This window comes from Brevibacillus sp. 7WMA2, from assembly GCF_010748895.1.
In the GTDB taxonomy this organism is placed as follows: Bacteria; Bacillota; Bacilli; order Brevibacillales; family Brevibacillaceae; genus Brevibacillus_B; species Brevibacillus_B halotolerans.
Genome location: NZ_CP048799.1, coordinates 3697798 through 3711158 on the forward strand (window position 1 = coordinate 3697798; position 13361 = coordinate 3711158).

A 13361-nucleotide genomic window follows, 5' to 3' on the forward strand; every position below is an offset into this window, starting at 1 on the left:
AGGCAACGATCTACCCCAAATGGAATGCTGATGCATGAATATGAAATAACTAGTAGACTAGATAGCAGAAAACAATTTCTAGCAATCGGAGGATTCGTAACCAACTGGGTCAAAGCACTATCTTTAGGCTAGATTCCTTGGTTTACAAGCTAACGCTATGGATTATTTTTTCGATGAGGATTACCATTTTTTATTCTGACATAGAAGTAGTTTCGCGAGCTTTCGTGCTTTCGACGTTTCCCCTGCGTTATTGTTTCCATAATCTTGGGTAGGTGACTGACAGATGCAAATCAAGGAAATATCAGATAAACTTACTATTTCTCCACGAGCCATTCGCTTTTATGAAGAAAAGGGATTATTAACACCAGCTAAAAATCAGGAGAACAACTATCGTGATTTTACAGAGAAAGACGTCTGGCGCTTGCAAACCATTATTGCCTTACGGGAAGTGGGAATGTCTATTCCCGATATTAAAGTGGCCCTAAAGCAAATCGATGAGGGTAATCATGACGAGCTTCAATATTACTTGGAGCTACAGCGATATGTCATGTTTGCACAATGGCTGGAGCTGAAAGAAAACATTCGTACAACCGATCAAATGATAGAACGCTTGGTACAAAACAAGGAACTGTCGTTGGAGCAGATTTTTACTTTGGCAGAAGGCTCTAAACGTCTAAGAGACTTACGCAAAAACTGGCATGATAAGTGGAATTTTGATCATCAGGCTAGAACCCATGATGTGCATGTCTTATGTAACGAACAGAGCTTTCATATCTACCAAAACTACGAGGAAGCACTTGATATCACGCTTCAATGGGTCGATCCTATTCCTAAAGAAAGAGGATTGGACATGGGCACAGGTACAGGGAATTTAGCAGCACGTTTTATAGAGAAAGGCATCCAGATGGCAGGTGTCGATCAATCAAAAGAAATGCTGAAGCAATGCAAACGCAAGTATCCACAGATGGAAACGAAACTGGGCAATTTCCTAGCCATTCCCTATCTGGACAATCAGTTTGATTTTATTGTGACCAGCTTTGCCTTCCACCATATTACAGATGCTCAAAAGCTGATGGCATTGGACGAAATGCGCCGAGTCTTACAGCCACGCGGCCGGATTTGTATAACCGATTTGATGTTTGAAAATGAAAGACATAAAAAGCAATACCTAGATGGTTTGCTGAAACAGGGGAAAAGAGACATCCATACAGCTATTCAGGATAAATATTATGCAAATAGCGAACAGCTTCTCGATTGGTTTACTCGCAATGGGTATATTGTGAAGCACCAGAAACTACATGAGCTACTCTATGTCATGTATGCCGTTCCTATCAGATAGAGATGTGTCCCTTGGTATTGACCTTCTCGTAACGTCAAGCCTTATGCTAAAGTCCAATAACATATGAGGAGGGCTTTGCATGGCACAACCAAATCATCCCGATATCTATCAAAATCAAGCCGAGAAATACGAACGATTAATTTCAAAGCAACCAAGTCTCTATGCTGTAATGAACCAGATAAAACCGATTGAAAATACAGACATTATTGATCTGGGAGCCGGTACAGGTAGACTTACTACAGTGCTAGCTAAGCAGGCTAAATCCATCGTTGCTCTCGATGCATCCGAGGCTATGCTGCAAATAACAGCACACAAATTAAAGCAAGCCGGTCTGCACAATTGGAGAACACAGGTGGCTGACAACCGTGCTCTTCCCGTAGCTAATGACTCTGCTGATCTATTAGTCTCAGGCTGGAGCATTGGCTACCTAGCAAACTCTACCGATCCTACTTGGAAGCATAATATTAAGCAGGTAATGGAGGAAATAAAGCGCGTCCTTCGCCCTGGCGGTACAGCTATTATTGTGGAAACAATGGGGACCGGATATGAAAATCCGCATCCCCCGGCATTTTTACAGGATTATTACAGATCACTAGAACAAGATTATGGCTTTTCTTTTTCTTGGATTAGATTGGATTATCATTTTGAGAGTGTAGAAGAAGCGACAGACCTGACAAGGTTTTTCTTTGGAGAGGAGGTAGCAGAAAAAGTGGCTAGCCAATCGCTCCTTCAGGTACCAGAGTGCGCAGGAATATGGACCTTACAGGTGTAACAAAAACAAAGACCATTCTTCGTCATCAGTCGAGGAATGGCTTTTTTATATGTTATACTACATATTATTAACAATCAGGTTATAAAAAGGAAGTGGTTATTTTGGATATTGGAAGAAACTCACTCTGCCCATGTGGGAGTGGCAAAAAATATAAAAAATGTTGTTTACCTAAAGATGAGCAACGCGAGTTCCTTCATTCATCATCAACAGGAACCAATCAAGTGTTGCATAAATATATTGATTTAGATTTAACATGGGATAACGAGAATTATATAACTACAGCCCACAATATTGTGAAGAATATGCAGGCAGATTACAAGCCTGACACCATTGCTGCCGCCATCAATCTATGGCATAAATACGCTCATGCTACCCATCCCGTAATCCGAAAAGCTGGAATCATAGAAGCTTCGATTGAATATTCGATTGCGACGATTATGGATATTCCCATCACTCAGGCGGCATTAGCAAGCAAATATAATGTCTCTGCCGGAACAATCTCCAAACGCGTACAGGACATGCTTGATAACGATTGGTTTACAGAACAGACGACTTCATAACAACTACAACAAAACCTAGCACGTCATTGAGGTACTTGTTTTGTACCTATTGATCCGTGCTAGGTTTTTATTTCATAACTTTACATGGTACTGGTTTTTTCCAAACTATTTTTCATGATCCTGTGGTGTACATCTTTAAACCCCACAAATTTCTTGCTTTCCTCACTCCACAGACGGAAGCGGAGTGATCTTAGACTTGATAGCAATGTAATGCTTCTCACGTCCCGTAAGAAGGCATTATTCTTATACGCCGAAGCCAAGTAATAGTTAGGTACACGCGGACTTAAATGGTGAATATGGTGAAAGCCAATATTACCTGTAATCCAATGCAGGACCTTTGGCAATTTGTAAAAGGAGCTTCCTTGTAAAGCCGCTTTTACATAATCCCAATTCTCTTCTTGTTCAAAATACGTATCCTCAAACTGATGCTGTACATAAAACAACCATACACCTGCGGCACCTGAGATAAGAAAGATCGGTCCCTGAATGAGCAAAAACGCTTGCCAACCTAGAGTCCAGCATAGTACACCCGATAGGGAAACGATGCCTAGATTGGTTATATACGTATTGAGGCGTTCCTTTTGCCCTACGCCTTTGCGGTTAAATCGGTAATTAATCAAAAATATATAGATAGGGCCTAGACCAAACATGATGAATGGATTTCGATACAATCGATAGAACAACCGCTTACTAGGTGACAAGGCTACGTACTCATCTACTGTGAGTGTCCATACATCTCCCGTGCCTCGTTTATTTAAATTACTGCTTGTTGCGTGATGAATAGAGTGAGATCTCTTCCATTGCTCATAGGGGCAACACGTTAGAATCCCCGTAATCAAACCAACAATCTCGTTTGCCTTTCGATTTTTAAAGAAAGAGTAGTGGCAACAATCATGAAAGATTATAAATATGCGAATGAGAAAACCTCCGGCAGGGACAATCAATACTAGACTCAACCAATAGGATACCGATAAACATAGATATGCACCATACCAAAGCAGACAAAATGGGATCAACGTATTGATTAGCTGTCGTACACTATACTTGATCTGGGATTTTTCATAGGGGGCGATTTTCTTTCTCCAGTTAACTTGTTCTTCCAGCTTCACGCTAATAGTAATCTTCCTCTCTCTGAATCTTTCTTTTACAGTAAGTAACGCATGGATTCCGAATCAAAGGGGGAAGATGATTCATGCCCATCTATAGTACACTATAACAATGGAAAGGTTTTGATGGTTGTTACCCCTCTCTTTGTTAGCGACATATACGTTACGTTTCACTCGTAACTAATCGTACTTTTCCTTCCTAGCTACCTTTCATCATTATATTCGAAAACCGTTCTCAATTGCCTTATAATTTTTTGCCGAAATCCACCACTTTTCAGAAAATTTTTATTTTTAGTTCTGAGAATCATACTCCAGATTAATAGCTTACCAATAAGTGTGTATAGGCTCTATGTGTCAATAAGACTCTGACAGAAATCGTCCTTCATGAACCCCAATTTTTGGTATATTAAATAGACAAGATACTTCCAAACTCGTTATTTTAAATGGCACATGTGAGTATCGAAATAAAAAAGAGAAGATAGCATATTAATGACCTATCTTCTCTCAATCTATTTCATTTGACAATCAATCTTCAATAATGCTGCTTTTACTATCCAATCACTCATCTCATTCATTATGATGTAAACAGCCATTTCATCGCCTGTGGGAAGTGTTTAATAAAGAAAAGCCCGTCATGCGTCCCGCCTTCTTCTACCACGAGCTTCAGTTGCTCCTTTGGAAATCCATTTCTGATTAAAAACTCATGAGCCTTATACGTATACTCAACCATATTAGCCTGAATGTTGTTCTTATAGATGCCTTCTAGACTTCCTACATACATGTACATTCGTTGCTTACTAGAACCAATCTGATGGTCTCGGATAAAATCTAGCAGTCCTTCAAACCATAAGGAAGCAGATAGCAAGCCTATACGTCCAAATACTTCAGGATACAGGTAAGCGGCATATAATGAAATCATTCCGCCAAAAGAGCCGCCGATTATTCCCGTATGCTCCGCTTCCGCTTTTGTTCGATACACGGAATCTACATGAGGCTTTAACGTATGAACAACGTAAGAAAGGTATTCTGCGCCCTTACCACCAAAATCAGGGTAGCTGCTAAGCAGTGCTTTTGCAGGCCATGGCGTGTATTCATCATTTCGATTGTGCGGTGGGATACACACGAAAATCATTTCGGGTAGCTCCTTGGTAATAAAAAGATGCTCCAGCAAATTCATGCATTTTAGCACCAAATAGCTGCCATCCTGTACGTATACCACAGGAAAGCTCCCCCCGGCTTCATAAGTAGGAGGCAAGTAAATCATAATTTCTCTGTCTCCCACCGTTTCTGTAACGAAGACCTCTCTCATCTCCTTATCCCCCTTCTCATCATGTCTTCATAAATAGTAGTTGAAATAGGGACACGACAGCCATGGATTAAATCCCGAATCATAATGGAGAATTTGAGCTTTCTATAAAAAAAGAAGACCAGTCCAAATGAATGGACTAGTCCTCTTTTTTATAGGTAGGGCTCTTTGGCCACTCCTGCTTCTATTTTGTATACCTGCTCTATTTAGCTGGGACAGACGTTATGTTCACCGGTTTCACATTTGGCTGCAATAGCATATAGATTGGTGTGTTGTCTATTGATTCAGCCTGTCCCTTTTCCACAAATACCGGTGTAGCATCCTCCTCTTCACTAGTAACAGGTGTTGTTACTGTAGCAGGAAGGGTCGCTGGAATAGGAGCCTGGCTTTTGGAATAAAGCATGATCCCTCCAACTGTACCTACCGTAAGCATCGCTAGCAACCCGATCACAGCCATGCCCTTGTTTTGGCGAAAGAATCTCGATACAGCATTTGACGACTCACTCTCTGCCTCATGCAGTATTTCTCTAAATTCCGGGTTACGAATAGCGTACCAACGTTTTCGCCATTCTTTATCCCGTATTCTTTTAGCGTTATCATGCAATAGATATTGCTTCAAGACATGACGATAAGAAGGGACAAGCTTTCTATCTACCAGAAACATCCTTTGCTTTACTACCCATTGAATGAACAGATAGGTAGCTTCTTCTCCCCCATGTTGCCGAGCAAAAGTAAGCATGCTGTCAAAATCAAACGCGGTATGCGAATTCTGGGAATCGCCACGATAAAAAATAAGCGCTATCTTTGGGAAACTGCCTTCGTCTAATGGACTGCCTACCATCTTGCGAATCAGCTTCTGCTGGATTTGGATGTCAGCAGCGTCCCAATTCCGATAAAATTCTTCGGGCAAAGGCGTCCCCGTCGCTGTTTCTAGAGAAAAGACGTTCATTAGTAGTTCCAGCTTATATTCGCTCTGGGAATCTAGTGCTGTGAAAAAGCTTTGCGGTTTATGCTCAAACAACGAAACAATCTTCTTAACATCCTCCTTGGATAAGGCCTCCAAAGAAAGATGCTTCAGTAAACTTTTATCTAGCTCTTCTAACACCCTGCTCGTATAGCTGCGACCGACTTCCCACTTACCCAACGTTTGGTGAACCGACAGTGCCGCTTCTACCTTTCGTTTCTCCTCTTTAAATAAGTCCAGCAATTTTTGCTCCGTACGATTCATGAAAAAAGGATTCTGTAGAGCCTGGGAAGCATGAACAGCCCAAAAGCTCATTTCCTTGACTGCATCATCTAGTTTGGAGCAGTTTGCTAAGCGTTGAGCTACATATTCCTCAAATAAAGGCTTCACAACCTTTTCATAGCTCAAAATGGTATTCATCATAAATGTAAACAATTCATGATTACCTGAGAGTTGCTTGTATACCTGCTCAACGTACTCTGTTTGCTGAGAGCTTTTCCCTTTCAGAAGAACATCCATCAGGTACATCACGATCTCTTTGCGGTTATCTTGATTCTCAACAACGTTATACGCTTCACAGATCAAGGTAATCAGTTCGACGGAGGGCAGGCTCTTGGATGTAACAGCCGTTTTTTCCGCCCCAAATAAAAGTCCAAACAGCGCTAATACTCTCTGTTTGTTTATTAAGCGTTCATTACGAAGGTATTGTAGGAGTACCTGCCATACGGCCGCTTTATTGTGTTCATAGACGCTCAGTTTACCTGTTTCTATCAAAAACAGCGTACACAATTCATAATACGTGGCAATGCTCAAGCCCTTAGCTGAGTTCTCTCCCGCCAGAATTTCGTCAGCGAACTCGTAAAACGACTTGAGCACAACTGCTTCATTTAAGTTCGTCCACGCAAAGCTAAGATACTCATGCTCACCTTGGATATCAGCATGAAGTATCGATTTGTTTGCAAAATCAAACAGAAAATCTTTATTCATATGTCCGTTACCAGACCTAATGCTACCCTTTTCAACAAAAATAACGTGGAGATACTTTTTACTTTCTGGTTCATTTGTATAAGTAAGAAACCCAAATTGTCTACGCATCTCATAAGGCAAGCAGCCATATAAAACCTCTAATAATTGAGCAGCAGCTGTAGAGGTCTCACTGATAGCAACATCCAAGCTAATAAATACCTTTTTCTTGGTTGATAGAGAGCTCATGGTAGCGAATAGAAGCTGTTTAAAGGCTTGCTCATCAATCCCTAACCGCGCTAGAATCTGCTTTCTATCACCAGTGCTAAGACTCTGAAATGGTAAATCCTCTAACTCGGGCAACTCTTTCCCGTCTGTTTCCTCATGATGATTTACAAAGGAACTGATGCCGAAAATTTTTGCTGGCGTTTTACAAAATTCATCTCGTTGCACACTTGGGATCACATAATTATGGGTAAAGAATGTGTTCCGCTGTCCTGTAAAGTCTGCTCCTACATAAACGCTTTTCCCAATGACCATCTCGCCTGATTCAGCGCGAAAACAGAAAAGTGCCTCTGGATACTTCTCTACCTGTGTTTCTCCCTTTTCCTGTAGCTCTTTAGGAGCATTATAGACACAAAACGGATGAAGCGTCTTCTTGATAAATGAATTGTCCAGAGAAGCAGATTTCGAGACGGTGTCGTATCCTTCGTTTGAGCGGAAAATCCCTTGCCGCCCTCGCGTATAGTACTGCTGTTGAATATGCTGCCGTCCCACTATTGCTCCCTCCCATCAATATAATCCAATTGATGTAACAGCCAAATAAATGGTTCATCTACACGAACAGGCGTCACTACGCCAGTCACCTTTTGGTTAACCGGGTTACTTCCCAGCGCAGATACAGCAAAATAAGCCGTATTTGTAAAATAAACCTCCAGTGCATCCTTAAAAGGTCGATCTACTTTTTCAATGAAGCGCCTTATCTCTCCATTGATATTTTCGAATTCACTCGTGTTCAAATACTGTTTATGAACGAAATTTCGAAACACATTGCTATTTGATTTAATATACTCACTATCGTCTTCCTTCAGCATGTGTAGCATATCGCTTTTGGTCATTACAACAGCAGTCGGTATATTGGTTTTGCTCTGCTCCTCATATCCGATAAAGTTCTCAAATAGGGTAATGAGCACTTCACGAGGCTCATCATATCTAGCAGTAAACTCCCCTGGCTCATCGCCTACATTAAACATGATCTTGTCGCGTATCGTTCTAATTTGCAGCGGATCGACAAGGAATAGAATGCCTGAGGAATTTTTCACGTGGGATGCATATAGCTCCAAATATTCACGATCTACCATTCCCTCACCCGCCACATCAAAAAACACTAGAATGAGCGGGGGTTGTTCACTATCCTTAAAAATAAACTGAAAAATAAATGGCTCCTGCCGCTTTTCCTTTTGTGTAGAGTCAAGCAATTGGCCTCTCTCAAATAAAGGAGCCTCGTAATTTTCCCGGAACTTGCGACTAATCTGTGCGTTTAATGGCATGCAGGCAGCATTAAAATGATTTGCCGTTGTATTTTGCAGGGTGTGAATCAGCGATGTCATATAGACAGATTTACCTACCTGTGAGGCACCCACGATGGAAATAATATTACTTGGTGCTTTTCCGGCTGTAATCGGAAGTTCATTATGACATTTCGGGCAAAGTCTGCGTTTGGTAACCATACCGTATCGATCAGTCAGCCCTACCAAAACCTGATCAACATAAAGCTGATTTTCCTGCGGTATCGTAGCCGGGTCAATTACTGCTTCCAGCTCCTCGATCGCATCAAGACCGAATTTATCTCTATACTGGTTTAGAATCTCATCTTCCTGCAAAGCATAATTTTCGTCATCATCACGATGATGCGTGGCTCTAAATACTACCTGATCGGGGGAATATTTCGCAAAACAATAGGGACAGACAATATCATAAAAAGGAAGTCGTTCCTTGACCGGCTGTTTTTTCTCAAACATATTTTTCAAAAATGTAAACACGTTGGTTCCCTCCTATTCAGGAATCAGCTCATAGCTCTGCCCGTATTTTTTTCCGTCTGTCAAAAAGAGGCGAATGTAATCCTTTTTCTTGATCTCGATTTCAGGCATAACGTTCTCTCCTGGTTCAAGATCACGGATAAAAGCATACTGCGTGCCATCATCCTTATTCGCTGGAGGAGAGCCTTCCTTTTTCACATAGCATAAAGCTTCCTTGGGAATAAGAATCTCCGAAAAAATGCGAATCTGTAAAGTTTGATACTGACTAAACCATTTCTTCCCTCTTTTAAAGGAATAATAGATTTTAGCTTTACCGGAACTAACGTGAGCGATGTGATCCTCACCCTCCGGAATTAGCATAACCGGTCTGCCATTCTGTAGCTGGCACGGAAAAATTCGATACGTATATCTTCCATATCCATCAATATATTCACGATATCCCTGATGCACCTTGTACTCCTCACGTGTATAGAGCTTCATATCCTTCTCATTGATTTGGTCAGGATGAAATGGGGTCTCAAATCGGGATTTGTACACGTAGACGCAGGGAACGGATTCTGCCCAGTACCAATTTATCACGCATTCGTTACCCTGCATGTGGGAGGTGACATCCTTAATAAGTGCAATGGATAGCTCTTCCGTTCTGCTCATTTCACATCATTCTCCTACTCTACCTATCAAACTTATTAGTACTGATCTGCTTAGCTTCCTTGTTTTTTGCCGATAAATATCTACCACCGGTAAACCGACTTTTTTCAGAGGCTAGAGCTTGGTTAGGCATAGGGATAAAAATCGTAAACAAAGGCATGACAGCAGCTAACAGCAAGTCAGCTACAAGGCGAACCCCCATAGCCGGATACATGCCAGATGCCAATCCCTTCTCAAGAATCAATCCAGCAAGAAGACCAGACACGATTCCCCCTAAAGTGAAGCCCTTGGCTATATATTTGTTATCAAAGAATAGTCCTACTGCCAAACCTAACAATGCTCCAATCACAAGCAAGCTCACGACACGCAGTATTGCATAGAAAAGGCTATGTTCCGTTGCGCCTACTCTTTCCTTTACAAGCTCACGATCCTGACGACTCATATCATAAATTTGACCGAACACACCTGTAATTTGATCTGTATGTTCAATATCGTAGTAATTACCATTGGTCTCTTCTGCAATGCGCTTCAACAACTGTGTGCCATCTGCGCTAACCGTACTCATCCCCACTGTATGAACAATGATTTGAGATTGTTTGAATGGCTGAAGAGATTTATCTAAATCCACATCACTATAGCCATCTGACATGAGAATAACCGTGTTATTACCAGAATTGTTTGTCTCCCTGTTTATATGGTTTAAAGCGGTTTGCAATGCCTCTTCTATATCAGTGCCACCAGAAGGACCCTCATGACTATTTAGCTTTTGTATAACATCATCTCTTACCTTTTGATTGCTCAAAAGCACCAAGGGCTGTAGCACGCTCGCTTGTTGATTAAAGGTGATGACCGCTACTCTTGTATTAGCATCCATTCTACGAACCACATCGGCTGCTGATTTAAACAGCTGATTATCCTTATCCGACTCCTGCATGCTGGATGAAATATCTAGTAGCATAACAATGTTATTTGAACCCGACGCCTTCTGGAAATTTATTCCATAGAAAAATTGTAATAGCATAGCAACTACACCTAGCATGATAAAGGTACTCGGTACAAGCATCTTCCATGAGAATCCGACATAGCGCTGTCTCCAGCCCTGCCCGTTTAATCGAGGTGAAATTAATTCAGCTATTAAACACATAAGTCCAACAAATAAAGCATACTGTCCAAAATAAAGTCCCATAACCACCCACTGGGGTAGTTCATTAGACAAAAGGTTTACAATCATTTCGCCTACTACAAAGCCGATTATTCCACCTATCAAGCTACAGAAAACCATGAGCAGACTGATTTTTTTTTGACTCATGACAATTGCCCCCCTCCTTGTCGGCGAAATAAAAAGCCATTTTCCCGATAGGATTCATAATATTTCCTATTATTGCGGTAATACATGAGGTCTTCTATGCCGAAACCACCCATGAGCTTGATTTTCTCAATCCCGCTTTTGTTTGCTTCATGAATGCACCCCTGCTTATAAGTCCGCATTCCCTGCTCGGTTCGAAATACATATTGAACAAAATCATTCGTATAATCAGCAAAAAAGTATTTTTCCTCATATCTATACTTTTGCATAAATTGAAAGACTTCTATATGGACAGATGATCTGCTTTCCAACTCTAAAGCCAAATCTCTGTATAGCTGCTCTCGGGTCAAAACAGTCCTGTTGTCGTAAGCCGCCGTCACATTCGCTCTTGCTAGGAGTTCATCCTCAAAGGAAAGGGAGAACGGCTCACTGGTCATAATTTCCTTACGGCACATGTCACATAGCCGCTGGATCATTTCAGTAACTCCCTTATCTAATAGGAAAGAAATGCTCCCCATGTATCTATCCTCAAAGTAAAAGCCAGTTCCTCGTTTGGCTTCTACTATTTCAATCGATTCCTGTACAACAGCTCCGTAGTATTCCTCTATGTTTTTGTCTAGATAGTCTACAGCCTCTTGGATGCTTTTTCGCGCCATCTCACTGACTTGTACCTTGATTTCTTCTAGCTGCATGACCTGTTGTCTTAGCTTCTGATGAATGTCCTCCAATTGTCTTTCATAATCGCTAAGAAGCTCTATTTCCATTTCCAATCCTAAAATCTCATACTTCTTTCCATAAATGACCGGGAAAAAATGCCGTATAAAATTTCGTACACGCTCTTTATCTCGTGTAAAAAGACCACCCGTTTTTATCTCTTGTCGGTCAACCCTCTGACGATAAAGATCCTCTAGCTGATCCTTGCAATACTCTAGCTGTCGAATTGTATCTTTGATTCTGGAACGCAAGACATGAGCAAGACTCTTCTTAGCATCAGATCCCGAGGTTAATTGGTAGGCAGCATATAATCCGTATTTGGGATTTTCAAGAATCTCTTCTCTAATAAGCGGAGTGAGCTTATGCTTTTGTTGAGAAGAATCTCGTTTTGAACGCGCGGCAAGCACAAAATTCGTTGCAAAAAAGGTCTGACTGCTATCCTCGAACAATGCTACCTCTGCCTCTTTAAGAGTCATGCTCGTAAGCTCTTTGTAGCTAACGCCCGAAGTCATCAAACCTGTCATCTCTTCTAATTTGCTCTCATCGGGTAAAACTGACTTCACTTTTTGTAGAATCTGCGAGTCTGTGATCTCCAGTCTTTCTAGTACTTCTGAAACATCATGCGTGCCATTTTGCTGCAAACGTCCTAGAAAGTGATCATACACCTTTGCAAGTACAGTATGTGCAATAGCGTGAGTAGGTCGCTTTACTTTGGAGAGCCCGGCTGAAGCAAATGTAGGTCGTCCAGTAACCCCGGTAATATTATGGATAAATTGTGTGCGATTATAGCTTTCACTACCTTCGTATACTTCTGATTCCACTCGTTTATTGTTGAGTAGCACGATATCGCTAATCAACTCATAATTATCTTCCTTACCGTTATCAATGAACATTCCCTGCTCATTCTTATCACTTAGGATATACACAAGTGAATAAAGCGGAGAACTAGTATGCTCCACAGCCAGCTTCACTCGATCCTCTGTCATCTGAAGATCAGCACAGAATTGGTAATCAGGCTGTTGATATTCATTTAATTCATCAAGGAAGCTAACTCCTATTGACGTAGAAAATCCAAATTCCTGGCCATTATTCTTTTCCTGCATCAAAACATACAAATCCAACGAGACATTTTTAAATAATTCACTAAGATAGCTTTTTACAAGCAGCGTAAATTCCGGTAACAGCACATTAGCAATATCATCTGCTCTGGTGACTACTGCAATATTCATTTGTTGGTGATAAGTAAATAGCTTACCCATTTCTGCTACACGAACACTTACCATCTTCATCATTTTATTTAGTTCGATCAGCAATGATTCATCCTGATAAAACATGTCATAGAGAGAAGCCCGCATCGTTTTTTTATCAGCAGAAGGCTGCGGCAAGCGGCAGTTATACACATTCGCACGCTGTAGAGTCTCTTCCGAATAGGCGTGAACATAGAGCACTCCCTCGCTATTTTGCCACTTTTGTTCATTGGCAGCATAAATCGACTGGAGTGCCTCTAAGCTCTTATCACCTAAAAAGAGAAAAAGCACAGGGTTCTGAATGCTACGCTGTCCGTTCTCACTATCCAGTTGTTTTTCTAAATCCGACACATAGTGAGTTGCGAACTGTTCAATCAAATCCCTCATGCTTTTCTCC

The 13361-nt window shown here is 41.2% G+C and carries 10 protein-coding genes; 3 read left to right on the forward strand and 7 right to left on the reverse strand.

All coding sequences use genetic code 11. From position 1 onward, the window contains the following. Positions 1 to 283 precede the first annotated feature (283 nt). The 3 genes from GOP56_RS15510 (at position 284) to GOP56_RS15520 (ending at position 2671) form a co-directional block, all read left to right on the forward strand. Entirely contained in the window at positions 284 to 1339 is a 1056-nt protein-coding gene (locus GOP56_RS15510) for a MerR family transcriptional regulator (protein ID WP_003342902.1), read from the forward strand. 79 nt (positions 1340 to 1418) lie between these two features. Next, positions 1419 to 2111 carry a class I SAM-dependent methyltransferase gene (locus GOP56_RS15515; protein ID WP_121473138.1) on the forward strand — a complete coding sequence of 231 codons (693 nt, stop codon included), beginning with the start codon at positions 1419 to 1421 and terminating at the stop codon, positions 2109 to 2111. Positions 2112 to 2203: 92 nt separating this feature from the next. Further along, positions 2204 to 2671, forward strand: coding sequence for an SEC-C domain-containing protein (locus GOP56_RS15520; RefSeq protein ID WP_003334076.1), 468 nt, complete (start codon positions 2204 to 2206; stop codon positions 2669 to 2671). Between the two features lie 80 nt (positions 2672 to 2751). Here the strand turns inward: GOP56_RS15520 and GOP56_RS15525 are convergent, their stop codons facing one another. The 7 genes from GOP56_RS15525 to GOP56_RS15555 all read right to left on the reverse strand — a co-directional run bounded on the left by GOP56_RS15525 (position 2752) and on the right by GOP56_RS15555 (position 13351). Further along, on the reverse strand, positions 2752 to 3780 hold the full coding sequence (locus GOP56_RS15525) for a Delta(5) desaturase DesA (protein WP_003334075.1): 1029 nt from the start codon (positions 3778 to 3780) through the stop codon (positions 2752 to 2754). Between the two features lie 571 nt (positions 3781 to 4351). Beyond that, the gene (locus tag GOP56_RS15530) at positions 4352 to 5086 is read right to left on the reverse strand and encodes an alpha/beta hydrolase (protein WP_163246001.1); all 735 of its coding nucleotides are present in this window, start codon (positions 5084 to 5086) and stop codon (positions 4352 to 4354) included. A gap of 199 nt (positions 5087 to 5285) precedes the next feature. Further along, positions 5286 to 7787: a GAP1-N2 domain-containing protein gene (locus GOP56_RS15535; protein WP_163246002.1), complete on the reverse strand. Its 2502-nt coding sequence runs from the start codon at positions 7785 to 7787 to the stop codon at positions 5286 to 5288. Further along, positions 7787 to 9052: a TRAFAC clade GTPase domain-containing protein gene (locus tag GOP56_RS15540; RefSeq protein WP_003334068.1), complete on the reverse strand. Its 1266-nt coding sequence runs from the start codon at positions 9050 to 9052 to the stop codon at positions 7787 to 7789. Before GOP56_RS15540 ends, GOP56_RS15535 begins: the two co-directional genes overlap by 1 nt. A 12-nt stretch (positions 9053 to 9064) precedes the next feature. Beyond that, complete coding sequence (locus GOP56_RS15545; RefSeq protein WP_003334067.1) at positions 9065 to 9700, reverse strand: hypothetical protein; 636 nt, start codon at positions 9698 to 9700, stop codon at positions 9065 to 9067. Positions 9701 to 9719: 19 nt separating this feature from the next. Continuing rightward, positions 9720 to 11006, reverse strand: coding sequence for a vWA domain-containing protein (locus GOP56_RS15550; protein ID WP_163246003.1), 1287 nt, complete (start codon positions 11004 to 11006; stop codon positions 9720 to 9722). Next, on the reverse strand, positions 11003 to 13351 hold the full coding sequence (locus GOP56_RS15555; RefSeq protein ID WP_163246004.1) for a hypothetical protein: 2349 nt from the start codon (positions 13349 to 13351) through the stop codon (positions 11003 to 11005). Before GOP56_RS15555 ends, GOP56_RS15550 begins: the two co-directional genes overlap by 4 nt. Positions 13352 to 13361 lie beyond the last annotated feature (10 nt).